The sequence below is a fragment of the Pseudomonas sp. W5-36 genome, from assembly GCF_046540455.1.
Classification (GTDB): domain Bacteria; phylum Pseudomonadota; class Gammaproteobacteria; order Pseudomonadales; family Pseudomonadaceae; genus Aquipseudomonas; species Aquipseudomonas graminis_B.
This window is the reverse complement of sequence record NZ_JAXCIQ010000005.1, coordinates 136,528-152,511: the sequence shown is the minus strand read 5'-3', so window position 1 is coordinate 152,511 and position 15,984 is coordinate 136,528. Positions and strand designations below refer to the sequence as shown.

The window sequence follows — 15,984 nt, the reverse complement described above, 5'->3', positions numbered from 1 at the left end:
CTGTACTCTCGAAAACGATACAGCCAGTTGACATTTCTACGGACGGACACCCCATTCAATGCGCGTATTGCCAAACTCTGCTTTGTCTTCCGTCGTTCGGCGCTGGTTAACGGGCGCATTGATGTGCTTAGCGACTATTGCCCATGCTGATGCCTTGCCTGGCAGCACTGCGGCATCGGACTTGCCCTCAGCGAAGGCATCACCGATCGCACTGACGGATATTCTTGATCGCGCCGCCGAGGATCAACAGCGCGTGGATATGGCCAAGCGGCTGCTTGCCTCGCCGGACCCGGTTATCCACCTGAGCCGCTCACTCGACGATATCGCTCGTCCTGCTCGCGCCAAACAAAATACGGCTCACAGCGTCGTGTTTGGTGAGTTGCCTGTCATGCGAATTGAAAGCCTGGCTCGGCACTGGGAGTTTGACGCTCGCCGCCTGGAGCGTTGGGATATGCAAGCGCGTCGAGCCTTTGGCCCTTACTCCGACGCTGCCTTGCAACTGGCGCAACGCCGGGCGGTCTGGGCGTCGACCCAGACCGCAGGCCTGCTGGACGGGCTGCCGCCGGTGCTCTCCGCTCGCATCACCAACATGCTCACGCAAGTTGACTCTACCGAGGCGAATCTGGGTGTGGAGCTTTCGCGGCAGTTTGCACTTATGCAGCAAGCAAGCGAGCTTAAAGCCACGATCGAAGCTGGCGGCAACGAAGTGGCCCTGGCGCTCGACACTCTGGACCGCCGGCTGCTACGCATTGATGTTGCGCCGCTCTGGCAGGGCCTTGGTTCGAGCATGGATCAAGCCTCAACCTGGGACGCCATGTGGCGAGGTTTAGAGATCGAAGTGCAATTCGCCCGCGACTACCACTCGGCTGGGACCCGCAATCAGCAGGCCCTGACGCTGGTGCAGATACTGCTGCTGCCCCTGATTCTGTGGTTAGTGGTCCGCAGCCGGCGCACGCGGCGTCTTCAGGAGAATCCGGACAAGCTGACGCGCGCATTACGTCGTCCTTTTTCCACTTGGCTGCTGCTGTGCATGCTTGCGGTACTTGTACTGGAGCCGGATGCTCCGCTATTGGCCCAGGAAATTGCGCTGCTGGTGGCCTTGATTCCTGTGCTGCGATTGCTGCCCAGTGGTGCCCTGCGCGCGCTTGGCGTATGGCCTTATATCGCTGTTTCCATGTATGGGCTGGATCGATTGGGCATTCTGGCTGCCGATAACGGCGGGATTTACCGGATCTACCTCCTCGCGGTCAACGGCCTTGCCTTGGTGCTGACCCTCTGGCTGCTTTGTCGTGCAATCCCGGCGATGCAGAGTCCTGACAGTCGCTTGCAGCAAGTCATGCGTCCCATCGGCTGGATAGCAGCTGCCTTGCTGACCGTAGCGCTTGGCGCCAACGTCGTCGGCAACACCTCGTTGGCCGAAACGTTAACCAGTGGCGTGATCGATAGCGGTTACATGGCCCTGCTGCTCTATGCAGGCATCGCCGCATGCGTGGGGCTGTTTCAGGCGTTGTTAGGGCAACCGGAGCTCGCCAATCGCCACTTCGTTCGACATCAGGAAACGGCGTTGCAATCTGGATTCACTCGCCTGCTGATGCTTGGCGCTGCCATCGGCTGGCTTCTCTACAGCATGGATCGATTTCGCGTGCTGCGGCCGCTCTACGGCGTGGGCAGCACGGTCATGGAGTTTGGTATCGATGTCGGTGAGTTTTCCCTGAACATTGGCCATCTGCTGGTGTTCCTGCTGTCGTCCTGGCTCGCTTTTTGGGCGGCTCGCACCGTAAGGCGATTGCTTCGTGCAGAGCTGCCCAATCACGCAGGCTTGCCGCGAGGCGTGGGAAATAGCATCGCATCACTTAGTTATTATGGTGTTCTGATGCTTGGCCTGTTAGTGGCACTGTCTGCGGCAGGGTTCAAGGTCAGTCAGTTGACGCTGATCTTCGGTGCGCTGGGTGTGGGTATCGGATTCGGGCTACAGAACGTCGTGAATAACTTCGTCTCTGGCTTGGTGCTTATGTTTGAACGGCCAATCCAGCCGGGCGACCTGATCGATGCAACGGGGACCTCAGGCACGGTACGCGAGATCGGCCTTCGTGCGACAACCATCCGCACCTCAGATGGCGCCGACGTGGTTGTGCCGAATGGCCTGCTGCTCAATGGCAACCTTACCAACTGGACCCTGTTCGACAAGAGTCGGCGTATCGAAATCCCCATAGCCGTCGCACACGGCTCTGATCCTTCCACAGTACTGTCAGCGTTGGCTGCAGTCTTGCGTGATACACCGGGCGTGGCTGAACAGCCTGCGCCGGTCGTCGTGTTGACCGGCTATGGGGATAACGCCCTTAATTTCACGATAAGTGCCTGGACACACGACATCGGTAGCTGGGTAAGGCTGCGCAGTGAAGTACTTGCGCGGGTATTGGTCGCTCTCCAACAGGCGGGGGTTTCGCTTCCCCATAAGCAGGTTGAGGTGAATTTACACACCGTGCAGGATGAGCAAACGCGTTTCCCGTTATCCTGACAGGTCTGCGACACCTGATTGGCAGCGGCGGCTCACCCATCTGCTTTCGCAACAGTGCGTTCTTCCGAGCCCACATAAGAGATGAACCCTTCTGCGCTCATCGCTTTGGCGAACAGCCAACCCTGTGCATAGCGAACGTTGCGGGAACGCAGATAGGCCAACTGTTCTGCTGTCTCGACCCCTTCTGCCACAACAGCCAGTCCCAACGATTCAGCGATGTTGATCAACTGGTCCAAAAGGACCGCTGCCTTTTCAGCGTGGGCAATGCCAACGACGAAAGACTTGTCGATTTTCAGGATATCCAGCGGTAGCTGTTGCAAATACTGCAGACTTGAATACCCGGTCCCGAAATCATCCAGCGCCATCACATAGCCCGACGCCTGAGCTCTGCTGATGGTGTCTTTTGCCGCGTCCAAGTCCATGAACCCGGTTTCGGTTGCTTCCAGCCAGATCTGTGATGGCAGTATCCCTGCCCGCTCTCTCATCCCGTCCAGCACGGCGATGAACCGGCCACTGCTTACGTCAGCTGCAGACAAGTTGATGGCCACATGCATTGAACGATCATTCACCAGCAGAGTGCCGAGATCGTATATCACTTGACTCATGACCTGATCGGTCATGGCCAGGATCAATCCGCTCTGTTCTGCCAACGGAATGAACGCATCAGGAGGGACGGATCCATGACCTGGCTTGATCCACCGTACCAGCGCCTCGGCACCCACGCAGCGTCCATGTGCCAGCTCGATGATGGGCTGGTAATGGACCACGAACTCATGGTTCTTCACTGCGCGTTCAAGTTCTGCCAGAGGTGAAAGACGGCGCTTAGACAGGCGGACAATACCGAATACCGGCACAACTGCCAGTAACAGACCCAGTGGGATCATGTACAGCGCGTGGCGGACAAGCATGCGCATCAGTTCGGCACGGGGAATCGCCGCAACTGCTATCCAGGAGCCCTGGCGGACCGACGTATACAAGTAGCCGTCCTTAAGTCCTTTTGTCGGGCCCGAATGCGCCAAGGTGACGATGCTTTGAGTGCCGTGATCGCTCGAACGTACGAGATCGCCGTTACGGGTGGCTATCGCCAGCCTGACACGATGATCGAACAGCACATCCAACAGTTGCTCTGAATCCACCAGAACGTTAAACGCCGTGTATTCCAGAGCCATCATCGGCTTGGATGATTCAAACAAGGGCGACACGCCGATCGAGATCTTTACGCCATCGTCAGTCGTAAAATCCGCGGGCCATGCCTCTATTTTCCTGCCGATCATTCCCCACGAGCCACACACGAAGATGTCCTCGTGGATATAACCCACCGATTTCACTGACAGCGTGTTTACCGCAACAAGACGCATCTGATCGATGCTCTCCGGGCTACAGGGGCGCAACTCGCTGGCGGCAACTGACTTCAGTGCATCGGAAGCCTGTAACAGCGTCGACTGGGCACGCTGCGACAATAACACCGCAATTTCTTCCAGCTGGCGCTCGGTGCTGTGCAGCGTTAGCAGCCATCCCACTCCGCCCATCACGCCTACTGTCAGACACGTGACGAGAGTACTTGCAATTACGCCCTGCCAGATTACAGACGACCGCATCGGCCCCGCCTTGGTGATAGAGAAAAGGACTGACTGCTTACTTCGCAACGATAGCTTATCCCGGCCGAACATTACTGGCCCGCTCCTCGGCCATCCATCGTTGTCAGTGCGCAGGAATCCGGCGTCACCAAGACAACTTTCAATCCATATCAGCGGCCAGTTGCGGCAGATCAGTCGATGCTGAAGGTGATCGCATAGGGCACCGCCTCACCACGCCTGGCTGATGCGCGCATCTGAAACACCTGCACCGTGTACTTACCCGACGTCGGTAACGCCCCGGACCAATCCGCATCAACACCACCACTGCCCAATGCTGCGGATTGACCGGGCTTGTCGCCAGGCGCAAACACGTTGAAGTTGGCATTGCGACTGCCCGTGATCCGTACCGTCATGTGCTGACCTGACCTGGCAGACAGCGTGTACTGGACGCTGTCATAGCCGTTGAATGATCCGTTGACCTTCGTACTGTTTGTCCCCTTGGCAAAGCTGACCGGCACAGTCGTCACTTTATCGGCAGCCCAACACAGTGAAGAACTGAACGTGAGTGCAAGACCGTAAAGTATCGCTTTGTTCATATGCGCCCCCTTGGAAAGTGGCTTGAAGCAGCACCTGCGCAACGCCTTGTAGGATGCGCTACGCAGAATCCGATAGCTGATCACCGGCCGACACGTTCAAGCCAGACAGGCGAGTTATCTGTAGCCATCATAGCGTCACTTTTTCGGGCTGCTCGGATCGACGACGTTGATCCCGGAGCAACCTGGTGGTGAATGTGGGGAATGCAGGCCCAGGGAGCGGAGTCTGTCAGCACCAGCGAAACATCTTGAACCATTTTAGTCCGTGACTTCTCTATCTGACTGCAGCGCTCGGCAAAGCCCCTCTTAATTGGAAGATGGTGTCGCCAAGCGGATCTCATAGACTATCTGGACACCCCAATGACCCCAATACCTCTGCTCCTGGGCTTCGTCATCATGTCGCTTGCCTCGTTGGCCATCTACGCCAAAGGCGCTCACAGCGGCCCATTGCGCGGCCACACACTGGTCCACTCCGCCGTCCCTTTCATTGCGGCAACGGCCTACCTCTGCATGTACCTGGGCGTGGGCAACCTGATCAAACCGGACGACAGCGTTACCTATCTCGCTCGCTACGTCGACTGGGCCTTAACCACGCCTCTGCTGCTGGCCGGGGTCGTTAGTTCGGCGTATCTGGGCGCCCGTGAGCAGGAAGGCCAAGCCGGCTTCGTGGCGTCTATCGTGACCCTGGATGTGATGATGATAGTGGCCGGTCTGATCGCCTCGTTGGCGCCTTACGGCACTTTGAAATGGGTATTTTTTGCCTGGTCGTGCGCGGCTTTTGTCGGTGTGCTTTATCTGCTGTGGAAGCCACTGGCGAATATCGCCGGGCAGCATCCGGCCATTGGCGCGGCGTACCGTAAAAATATCGGTTTTCTCACTGTGCTCTGGTTGATCTACCCGGTTGTTTTCGCCATCGGGCCAGAGGGGATATGGATGGTAAGCGATGCCGCAACCATCTGGATCTTCCTGGTACTCGATGTTCTGGCCAAGGTCGTGTACGCCTTCACCTCCGAGCGCAAGTTGCACGCCGCTCTGGCGAAGTCAGGCGCCTGAAAGTGAACAGGATGGGCTGGCTAGTCATGCTGTCGACCGCCGTGATTGCCAGCCTGGCCGGGGCAGCGACGCAGATGACGTTTGCGCTGGCGGTAGGGTTGGGCCTGGGGCTTCTCCACGGGGTAAGCGATATGCATCTGGTGGCAACTGCACGACGCCCCGCTTTCCTCTTTTCCTACCTGGCGACAGCCCTTGGCTGTCTACTCTGCTGGCAGCTGGCAAGTGCGACAGCACTCCTGTTGTTTCTGCTGCTGTCGGCCTGGCATTTTTTCCATGAAGATGAATTGTTCCACGAGCGGCTGACATCGCTGGCGTTGGGGCTCTTCATCATTGGCGGTCCGGCAGTGGTGCATGGCACAGAGGTCGCCCGGTTGCTCGCGTTAACCATCGGCTCGGGCGAACCCCATGGACTGGCGGAACGGCTGACGTGGTTGCTCGCCACAAGCGGCGTCATCGCGCTACCGGTATTGCTGCTGGCCTCCTGGCGCCAACGCAGCCTGTGGTTAGCGGCCACGCTGTTTGCCGTGGTGCTGTTACCACCCCTCGTCGGCTTCGCTGTTGGATTTTATAGCTTGCACGCCGCGCCTCAGACCCAGGTTCGCCAGCGTCTGTTGGGCGCGCCTCACCTGTCTGCCTACCTGCGCCTCACTTGGCCAATATGCCTGGGCGCTGCCCTGTTCATCGTGGTTGGAGGTCTTGTCTTCCTGCTGCAGGAGGGCACCGGAATCCGCGCGCTGTTCGCTGTATTAACGGCCTTTGCAGTACCGCACATGATCGTATTGCCGCGTTTTCTGCCAGTGGGTAGAGCGGCGGGTATAGACGGCCCGCCACCCTCGGAAGCGCGAGTGGTTGAGCGGTAACTGACCCGCAAACTAACTCTTTGACCCACTCAGGTCGCCTTGCTTCTACCAAGACGAATGCCCGGGCGGGCCAGACGCGTCACCATCAGGAATGCATCCACTGTCGGAATAACGGCTCTTCCTCCAATCACCTCCCTCATCCAAACGAGTATGGGGTAACGGCCTTATCACAAGGACCAATGCGGGCGGATTAGTGGATCCAATAGACTTAACTAATTATTTAAGCAAAGGGTGCTTAAGATCCCCCGCGCCCGGCCGATTATATTGGATTGATGAGTTTGATTTAACTTTAATCACCGTTGGGTCAGAAGCTAGTCTACCGCTGGAGTGAACACGTGACGTTACGCCTAACCTGCAAAGCTTTTATTATTGCGCTGTCTTTTGGGTTGTCAGATGTGGCGAGTGCCGAAGACGTTAAAGTCTACAATTTTTCGCCGGTCAATCAATACAACCTTAATCTCTCAGCCAGTTTCTGGAACCCGATCATTCGGTACGTGTCCGACAAAAGCGGCGTGAACCTGACCCTGAAATTAGGGCGTACCTCCTCCGACACCACCAGTTATGTGCTCGCACAAGAAGTTGATTTCGCTTTTACCAACCATCTTTTCAGTCCAGAGCGCGACAAAATGGGTTGGAAGGTGTTTGGTCGCCGTGACGCCCCTCCCCTGGAAGGGCAAATCGTGGTACCTGCCGATTCCCCCATCCATAGCCTTGCTGAACTGGAAGGCCAGGAAGTCGTGTACCCGGGACTCGAAGCGTTCATCGCTTATAAAGTCACCAGCGCCGAATTGGTAAAGAAAGGGATAAATACGTCTACGGTGTTTGCAGGAAACATGGATGGTGCGTTCAGCCAGCTGATCAGTGGCAAGGCCCAGGCAATGGGGGTTAATTCACAGCTGGTCAGCGGCTACACCGAAAGAGAAGGCAAGTCGTTCCGCGTACTGTGGAACTCGTCCTTGTTCAACGATTTAGCCCTCATGGCCTCCCCCAGAGTGTCTCAAAAAGAACTGACGGCGGTCGCCGATGCATTTTTTAATATGCAATATGATAGTGAAGGCAGCAAAATTCTTCATGACGCGACTGAGCTCGTCCATGCACCTGAACCGATCAAGTTTATTCCTGCGACGGAAGCGGATTATGCGTCCTATCGTGATTTTTATAACAGCGCTCCAGCAAACCATAAGTAATCAATCTCACACCTAGCTGGAGAGGCTGTTAATGAATTTCTTTAAAAGCCTGATGCCCAGATCACTGACGTCGCGCATATTGGCGATGCTGTCCTTTTTGATCGTAGTATTTCTGACAACCGGGCTAGGTCTTTTTTATAAAAACCAGATGCTCCAGCACATTGAAGAGATACAAGACAGCGCTAACATGCTGATAGAGGTGGCGGCACAGGCCGTTGAAGAAAGTGTCATCATCGGCGATTACGACACCATCAAAAGGACCCTCGAAAAAACCCTGTCTCGCTCACCGTTCAAGTCGGCCATGTTTATTGACCTGTCAGGTGGCGTCATTCGTCTGCAGGCACCCAAGGCGCCTGCTGGAAGAGCCCCCGCGTGGATAGAATCCGAGGTGGCTGCACGGTTATTCGATGTCAACCGTCCGATAACGATAGGGGGCAAAGATTATGGCGTGATGCGCCTGTCTTTCAATGCCGAGAAAATAGCGGCTGAACTGTGTACGTTGGTGGTGCAGGCGACCGTACTGGCAGTGCTTTTTCTGCTGACCAGTTTGCTGTTGATGGGGTTCATGATCAAACGGTCGCTCGCACACCTGGACAAATTTCACTCTTATGAAGCGGAAATCGCTTCAGGTGCGGTGGCAGCAGAAGCGATGTTGGTGGCCGATGCGCCCGTGGAAATACAGGAGGCCATAAAGGCGGTAAACCGTACGGCAGCCAGTATGCGCAACCACTTTGGTCAGCGCATTGAGTCGTTGATGAACACATTGGTGCAGCATAAGAATGCCCTGGATGAGGTTTCGATCGTTTGCGAATTTTCACCCTCCGGCCGTATTACCTATGTTAACGAACGATTCGTATCCAGCGCCCAGCGTTCTCGCGCTGAGCTTCTGGCGTTGACGATCGATGAAGTCTGGAACGGCATGTATTGCGCCACTCAGCCGTGGCAATGGACACCTGAACGTGAAGTGTGGAACGGTGAGGTCAGGCTTTCGGGTCGTGCCGGGACAGATAAATGGCATCAACGCACCATCATCCCGATCCTCGATGACAGGGGCGGCGTTGAAAAATATATCTGCATCGACATCGATATCACCGACCGAAAAGAGTTTGAGGTCGCCATTCTGGATAACTCCAGAAGACAAAACCTGATCGCCTTGTTTGGCCAGCAGGCATTGACCGAGGAAAACGTCAGAGCCCTGGGTCAACTGGCCACGCTAACGGCGGCGCAGGGTTTGAAAATGAGCAAGGCAGCGTTATCAGTCGTTGACCAAGTGAGTCACGGGGTGATCCTCAGCGCTGAGATTGGCCTGACCCACGATGACATCCGCCGCAGCTACGCAAGCCAGGTGTCCAGCCGTATGGGCGCTTCGACTGAGCTTGCCATTATTTCCGATGGAGCTGATAACACCTACAAGCTGTTGACTGATGACACAGTGGAAACCCATGGCATCAGAAGCACCCTGGAAGTTGATATATCGTGCAGGGACGTTTTCAAGGGCGTTCTTGGGGTGTATGCCACCACTGACTACGTGTTCACCCGTGAAGATGTTAGCTACATCCAGACATTGGCAAACCTGTTGGCAGCCGCGCTTGAAAGGGATGACGCGAAGAAAAAACTCACCCATCTTGCCGAAAATGATTCGCTCACCACCTTGCCCAATCGCTGGTTTCTCAATAATTACCTGCACGCTGCAATCAGCCGCACAGCCTCCGCGCCATCTGCAATAAGCGTCATCTTTATCGATCTGGACAGATTCAAAACCGTGAACGACACCATGGGGCATTCCGTGGGCGATGAATTGCTTATCCAGGCGAGTCGACGTCTGGAAGAGTACATCGATGAGAACAGCATGGTTGCGCGACTGGGCGGGGATGAGTTCTCGATTGTGGTCACACACCCTGTCTACTCGGCAAGTTTCATCAAATCCCTGGCGGCCCATGTTGTTGACGCAATGGAGAAGCCGTTCAACCTTCGCGGCCAGGACATATTTGTTTCAGCAAGCGTGGGCATCGCCAATTATCCGTTTGACGGAGATGACGCCGGCGTCATCCTCAAGAATGCGGATACCGCCATGTACCATGCGAAAAAAAGTGGGCGTAATAATTTCAAGTTTTATAACGCCGAGATGAACGAAAGTGCCGTTAAACGCCTGCAAACTGAAACACTCTTACGGGGTGCGCTGGAACGCGATGAATTTATTCTGCATTTCCAGCCAAAGGTCAGCCTCGCAGATGGCAGCATCAGTGGCCTGGAGGCTTTGTTAAGGTGGAATCATCCCTCGCTCGGCCTGGTGTCTCCCGCTGATTTTATTCCCATGCTTGAGGAGACCGGCCTGATCATTCCGGTGGGCGAATGGGTCATCCGGAAAGTCTGTGAGACGTTGAAAAGCTGGGAAGACAGTCATATCAGACTGGTACCCATCGCCATCAACCTGTCCGCCAGGCAGCTTCAGGTAAAAGGCCTGGCCAACATCGTCAAACATATCCTGGAAGAATACGGTATCAACCCTACTCTTTTAGAGTTCGAGCTCACTGAGTCGGTGTTGATGATTGAACCCGAGTCGGCGGTTGAAATACTTCGAGACATCAAGTCATACGGGATAGGCCTTTCGGTCGACGATTTCGGAACGGGTTATTCCAGCCTGGCCTACTTGAAGCGATTCCCTATCGACATCCTCAAAATAGACAGAATGTTCATTAAAGACATCATGAGCAATCATGAAGACGAGGCGATCACCCGAGCAGTCATCGTATTGGCGCATGAACTGGACTTGAAGGTCATTGCCGAAGGGGTCGAAACATTCGAGCAACTGGAGCTGCTGGTGAAGCATGGCTGCGATCAGATACAGGGTTATCTTTTCAGCAGACCCGTACCGAGGGATGAGTGCGCTGCGATGATCAAGTCGTCACGTACGCTGGACATAAGATTTGCCGAGCCTGATGTTGCGTAAACCCGTGATATTGAGGTCGCCACACTCTCCAGTTATTGACACACTGTGTGGCAATCTCCTCGGGCACCCCGCCCGACTTCTACCTGGACGTCACATGACACCCAACGCAGAACTCTATAACCCCTCCACCGAATACGCTGACAAGCTGATCTCGCGAATTGGCCAAACACCTTCGTGGATCGCAAAGCGTATCGGTGTGACTGACAAGCGCATCCGCTACATCCTGGATGGCGAAAGGACCGTCAAGGGCGAGACCACCCCGATTCAGATGACCTACACCGAGCAGTTTGCCCTTGAGTGCCTTGTCCAAGAGGCCATAGCCCTTAAGAGGTGACGGTTGCGGGCTGCCGCGACGCTACAAGCCGTCAAGCAGCCCGTCGGCACGGAGCAGATCAACGATCACGTGCTCATCCACCGCGTAAACGCCCCGGGAAGCCTTCCAGACCAGGTTCTTTTCCTGCAAGGCAATGAGCGCTTGTTGCACCCCCGGCACCTCAACCTTGATGGCACTTTCGGCAACGCCTGACTGCTTCATCGCTGTGGCGTACAACGCCATGGTGGGCGCCTCGAACGGGGCGAAGTTATCGCCCATGCTGCCCATGACGCGAATGACGGCCGACTGGATCGGGGTCAGGCTGTGGATCACCTTCTTGAGGTTCGCGTTCAGCTCATCCGCCTGCGCCCGGACCAGCTCGGCAAAACGCTCAGGTACATTTTCAGGGTCGATGAAAAAGTCGAAGCGAATAGCATCAGCTGCTGCGCCAAGCAATTCGGGCCGATAGCCACTTTCTTTGAACAGCTGGAACACTTCTGCCGGATCGAGCGGAGATGGCAGGTCGATATTGGCGCACAGCCAGTCGATGTAGTTCTGATCGAGCGTCGGGAAAGGCACCATCGACGCGCCGAAGAACGCCTGATCCTTGCTGTTGCGCAGCATGGCCAGCTTGTCCCTGTTCGAGCCGGTGCAGACGATACGGAGGCCATGGTGCCGGGAGCTGTTGAGTTCGTCCCTCGCCGCCTTGAGTGCGAACAGCGCCGCCACACCCGCCTCGGTAGTGATCGCGTGTTGCGCTTCATCGATCATCAGCACGATGAGCTTCTTTGATTCGTCGGAGAGCGCCACCAGCGCCGTGGTGAGGTCGATGTCCCTGCCAAGCCCGATTTTATCCACGCTGAAGTTCAAGCCGCCGACAACGACCTTCTCCACGCCGGACGCCTTGGCCAGCCGTGTGATGAAACCGTCGCTGCGACCTACCGCTTCGCGGATCGCTTCCACGATGACCAGACCTGGGTCTTTGGTGAGGTCTTGCCAGAGGTCGGCATACAACACAATCGCCCCCGCTTTTTCCAGCGCAGGCCGCAGGTCTTCACGTGCGAAGGTGGATTTGCCGGTACGCCGTGGCGCTGCCAGGAAGACGCCGGAGCTGGCGGAACTGCCCACCGACACCTGCATGATCAGCTTGGAGAGCCGGGTGGCCAGCTCGGGACGGTGGTAGAGGATTTCAGGCATTTGTAGATCTCTGCACAGCTCTATAGGCAATTATAGAGTGACTATAGACCAATTATAGATATGGGTGAAATCTACGTTTATAGGCGATTATAGAACGACTATAGACTTATTATAGGTAACTCACTTCAGTCGTACGCCAACCATCAGCGCCCGCAGAACATTCGGGCGCCGCCAGGCCAAAGCGTAAGGACAGTCCACCGAGATGGGGCGTGCCTAATCGATCAACCCCTGAGCGTCGTAAAACGGGTACGGCCCCGGGTAATCACCGAACACGCCGTTGTGGGTCACCAGGCCCTGCTCCGCTTCCCAGCGATGCAGCAGATAGCCCGCCGGCTCGAGGTTGAAATGCGCCGGGGCGTCGTCGCGCAGGTCGAGCACGATCTGGTGCGAGGTGCCCGGGCAGGTGCAACTGATGCTGCCGCCGAAGCGCCGTTGCATCGGCCGATGCAAATGACCGCACAGCACCCGTTCGACTTGCGGGTGCCGTGTGATGACCTGCTCAAGCGCCGCCCCGTTAATGAACGCTTCGCGCTCCATGTGGCCGATACCGGTGACAAACGGCGGGTGGTGCATGATCACCAGGGTCGGCACCTCCGGGCGCCGACCGAGCACGTCATCCAGCCAGGCCATCTGGCTGTCCAGCACTTGGCCGCCGTGGGCACCGGGGATCGTCGAGTCCAGTCCGATCAGACGCACCGGGTGCTCCTCGACGACCCAATCCAGGGGCGACTGGGGACAGAGCGGCAGGTAAACGTGATCGGCAAATTCGGCCAGCAGGTGCTCGCGGACGTCGTGATTACCGGGCACCAGGTAATACGGCATGCTCAGGCGCGCCAGCTCGGGGTGCAGGACGGCGTATTCATCCGGCCGACCGAAGTCCACCAGGTCGCCACTGATCACCACGATGTCCGGCCGCGGCGTGCTGGCGTTCAGATGATCGACCGCGCGACGCAAGGCGCCGAGGGTGTCGACCACGCCATAGGTCAGCTTGTTGCCGGCTTTAAGGTGCAGATCGCTGATCTGCGCGATGAGAAACGGGGCGTTCACATTCAACTCACTTAAACAAGGATCACGGGTGCAGGGCGAACAGCGCCTGCGGCTCGATGGCCAGGGCAATGAGATCGCCCGGCGCATGAATAACGCTGTCGGCGCTGTCGACCAGCAGCGGTTGCGCGGCGCCGACCTCAATCAGCAAACGGCTTTGCGCGCCCTGAAAAAACTGTCCCAGCAAACGCCCGTGCAGGTGCCCTTCGCGCGTCACCACCCGCAGATGCTCAGGCCGGCAATACACCGTGGATGGCTCACTCGTCTCAGCCCAGGGCAGCTCGCCGCCGCTGACTTTCAGGCCGTTGACGGTACGGCCTGCCACCGAAAAGGCATTGAGGTTGCCGACGAAACCGGCCACGAAAGGATTGGCCGGCTGCTGATAGATTTCGCGCGGCGTGCCGAGCTGGGCGATGCGCCCTTGCTGCATGACCAGAATCCGATCGCCCAGGGCCATGGCTTCGCCCTGATCGTGGGTGACGAACACTGAGGTGATGCCGAGGCTGCGCAACAGCTGATCGAGTTCGCTGCGCAGGCGTTCACGCAGTTGCGCGTCCAGTGCCGCGAGGGGTTCGTCGAGCAGCAGGACTTTCGGCCGTGGCGCCAGCGCGCGGGCCAACGCCACCCGCTGACGCTGTCCGCCGGACAGCTCATGAATGCCGCGTTTGGCGTGCTCTTGCAGGCCGACCAGTTCCAGCAGTTCGGCGCAGCGTTTGTTGCGCTCGGCAACAGACATGCCGCGCACCTTCAGGCCATAAGCAATGTTGCCTTCCACGGTGAGGTTGGGGAACAGCGCGTAATTCTGAAAGACCATGCCGACGTCGCGACGCTCGATGGGCAGACGGGTGACGTCATGATCACCGAACAACACCTGGCCTACGTCCGGCCGCTCCAGCCCGGCAATCATCCGCAGGGTGGTGGTTCTACCGCAACCGGACGGGCCGAGGATCGCCAGGGTCTCCCCCGCCTCGATGGTCAGGTTAAGGTCGTGAACGGCAACGGTGCCGTCGGCGAAAGCCTTGCGGCAGCCGATCAGGCGCAGCGTGGTTCCAGTCATCTTTGCTCTCCACGGGAAAGGCGCGCGCTGATGGCCTGCAACGCCACCAGCAGCGGCACGATCATCAACAGAAATATGAGGGTGTAGGCGCTGGCGACTTCCAGTCGCGCCGAGGCGTAACTGTCCGCCAGACCCACCGGCAGGGTTTTGGTCATGGCCGTGTGCAGCATCCAGGTCAGATTGAATTCGCCCAGGGACAGCGTCACCACCATGAGCACGCCTGCGAGAATCCCCGCCCGGCAGTTGGGCACCACCACGCTGAAAAACCGTCGAAACGGCCCGGCACCGAGACTGGCGGCGGCCTCTTCCAGCGTTGGCAGGTGCTGACGCTGCATCACCGCCATCACTGGCCGCACCAGAAACGGCAACGTGAACAGCACATGGCCGACGAGGATGAACAGCCAACTGCTGCGAAAACGGCCGAACTGGCCGTAGGTCAGCAGCAGGGCCAGGGCGCTGGCGAGGCCGGGCATGGCCACCGGCAAGACCATCAATTCCTCGAAGGCGCGACTGAAGCGGTTGTTCATCCGCACCAGCGCATAGGCCGCCGGGACGCCGATCACGCAGACGCACACCGCACACGCCACCGCCAGTTGCAGGGACAGCCACACCGTCGGCGAATAGGCCTGCCAGACTTGCGCGATCCAGTCGAAGGTCAGTCCGCTGGACACGCCCTGAAAGTAATTGCGGGTGAGCCCGGCCACCAAGGACATCAGCACCGGTACCAGCATGAACGCGCAGACCAGCAGCGTGAACAGCAGCTGCGCGATGAACAGCGATGAACGCTTCACAGGACCGTCCTCGATTGCTTGACCATGCGCCGCGCGAGCAGCAACACCGCCCAGGTCAGCGCGCCCAAGACCACCGACAGCGCTGCAGCGACGGTGAAGTTGGCGTAGTTGGTGAACACGTTGTAGATCGCCACCGGGGTGACGTTCAGCTGGGTGCCGAGGGTGAAGGCGGTACCGAAGGCGCCCATGGACGTGGCAAAGCAGATCGCACCGCAGGACACCAGCGCTGGCGCGAGCCCTGGAATGATCACGTCACACACCACGCGCCAGTGCCCGGCGCCGAGGGAGTGGGCGGCCTCTTCCAGGCTGCGGTCGAGGCTTTCGCAGGCGGCCATAATCGTGAGGATCACTCGGGGAATCGAGAAATACAGGTAGCCGAGGAACAGCCCCGCCAGGGAATAGGCGAACACCCAGCGCTCACCCGCCAGCTTCAGGCCGAGCATGGCGAACAGCCCCTGCCGCCCTGCCAGCAGAATCACCAGAAAGCCCACCACCACGCCAGGAAACGCCAGCGGAAAGGTCAGCAGCGCCACCAGTGTGGTGCGACCGAAAAAACGCTGACGAGCGAGAAACACGCCGGTGATGCCGCCGACCAGCAGCGCGGCGAGGGTTACCACAGCAGCCAGCACACAGGTTTGCGCCAGGCTGCCCAGATACTGCGGGCTGCTGAGCACTTGCCAGTAACCGCTGCCGGCGCCGTCCCGTTGCTGTCCGCCGAGCACTATCAGGTGCGCCAATGGCAGCAGCCAGAACGCCGCCAGTACTGCCGCGGCGGGTGCGAGGGCCCAAGCGGCCGTCGGGCGCAAACGCCGTTTCAACAACCCACCCGCAGCCACGTTCTGCG

The 15,984-nt window shown here is 57.9% G+C and carries 13 protein-coding genes; 6 read left to right on the top strand and 7 right to left on the bottom strand.

Features of this window, described 5'->3' with window-relative positions; genetic code table 11:
- Window positions 1-58: 58 nt before the first annotated feature.
- Entirely contained in the window at window positions 59-2,518 is a 2,460-nt protein-coding gene (locus SLW74_RS11215; protein WP_065988845.1) for a mechanosensitive ion channel family protein, read from the top strand.
- A gap of 32 nt (window positions 2,519-2,550) precedes the next feature.
- On the opposite strand, the gene SLW74_RS11210 is transcribed toward SLW74_RS11215, so the two are convergent.
- Window positions 2,551-4,188, bottom strand: a complete 1,638-nt coding sequence (locus SLW74_RS11210; RefSeq protein ID WP_410928896.1) for an EAL domain-containing protein — start codon at window positions 4,186-4,188, stop codon at window positions 2,551-2,553.
- A 98-nt stretch (window positions 4,189-4,286) separates the two neighbouring features.
- The gene (locus SLW74_RS11205) at window positions 4,287-4,691 is read right to left on the bottom strand and encodes a hypothetical protein (RefSeq protein WP_296311974.1); all 405 of its coding nucleotides are present in this window, start codon (window positions 4,689-4,691) and stop codon (window positions 4,287-4,289) included.
- A gap of 357 nt (window positions 4,692-5,048) precedes the next feature.
- Here SLW74_RS11205 and SLW74_RS11200 point away from each other — a divergent pair, with 357 nt between their 5' ends.
- The 5 genes from SLW74_RS11200 to SLW74_RS11180 all read left to right on the top strand — a co-directional run bounded on the left by SLW74_RS11200 (window position 5,049) and on the right by SLW74_RS11180 (window position 11,072).
- Window positions 5,049-5,741: a bacteriorhodopsin gene (locus tag SLW74_RS11200; protein WP_065988843.1), complete on the top strand. Its 693-nt coding sequence runs from the start codon at window positions 5,049-5,051 to the stop codon at window positions 5,739-5,741.
- A gap of 26 nt (window positions 5,742-5,767) precedes the next feature.
- Entirely contained in the window at window positions 5,768-6,601 is an 834-nt protein-coding gene (locus tag SLW74_RS11195; protein ID WP_410928895.1) for a Brp/Blh family beta-carotene 15,15'-dioxygenase, read from the top strand.
- Between the two features lie 335 nt (window positions 6,602-6,936).
- A complete protein-coding gene (locus SLW74_RS11190) occupies window positions 6,937-7,788 on the top strand; it encodes a phosphate/phosphite/phosphonate ABC transporter substrate-binding protein (protein ID WP_410928894.1) in 852 nt (283 codons plus the stop codon).
- Window positions 7,789-7,819: 31 nt separating this feature from the next.
- Complete coding sequence (locus SLW74_RS11185) at window positions 7,820-10,738, top strand: putative bifunctional diguanylate cyclase/phosphodiesterase (RefSeq protein WP_410928893.1); 2,919 nt, start codon at window positions 7,820-7,822, stop codon at window positions 10,736-10,738.
- Window positions 10,739-10,832: 94 nt separating this feature from the next.
- Complete coding sequence (locus tag SLW74_RS11180) at window positions 10,833-11,072, top strand: hypothetical protein (RefSeq protein ID WP_065988840.1); 240 nt, start codon at window positions 10,833-10,835, stop codon at window positions 11,070-11,072.
- A gap of 21 nt (window positions 11,073-11,093) precedes the next feature.
- Here SLW74_RS11180 and SLW74_RS11175 read toward each other — a convergent pair whose 3' ends face one another.
- The 5 genes from SLW74_RS11175 to SLW74_RS11155 form a co-directional block, all read right to left on the bottom strand.
- Window positions 11,094-12,248 carry an ATP-binding protein gene (locus SLW74_RS11175; RefSeq protein WP_410928892.1) on the bottom strand — a complete coding sequence of 385 codons (1,155 nt, stop codon included), beginning with the start codon at window positions 12,246-12,248 and terminating at the stop codon, window positions 11,094-11,096.
- Window positions 12,249-12,461: 213 nt separating this feature from the next.
- Window positions 12,462-13,295 carry a phosphodiesterase gene (locus SLW74_RS11170; RefSeq protein WP_065988838.1) on the bottom strand — a complete coding sequence of 278 codons (834 nt, stop codon included), beginning with the start codon at window positions 13,293-13,295 and terminating at the stop codon, window positions 12,462-12,464.
- A gap of 22 nt (window positions 13,296-13,317) precedes the next feature.
- Complete coding sequence (locus SLW74_RS11165; RefSeq protein WP_410928891.1) at window positions 13,318-14,349, bottom strand: ABC transporter ATP-binding protein; 1,032 nt, start codon at window positions 14,347-14,349, stop codon at window positions 13,318-13,320.
- On the bottom strand, window positions 14,346-15,140 hold the full coding sequence (locus tag SLW74_RS11160) for an ABC transporter permease (protein WP_410928890.1): 795 nt from the start codon (window positions 15,138-15,140) through the stop codon (window positions 14,346-14,348). Before SLW74_RS11160 ends, SLW74_RS11165 begins: the two co-directional genes overlap by 4 nt.
- Window positions 15,137-15,958 (bottom strand): ABC transporter permease, encoded by an 822-nt coding sequence (locus tag SLW74_RS11155; protein WP_197985849.1) that lies wholly within the window; start codon window positions 15,956-15,958, stop codon window positions 15,137-15,139. Before SLW74_RS11155 ends, SLW74_RS11160 begins: the two co-directional genes overlap by 4 nt.
- Between the last annotated feature and the right edge of the window lie 26 nt (window positions 15,959-15,984).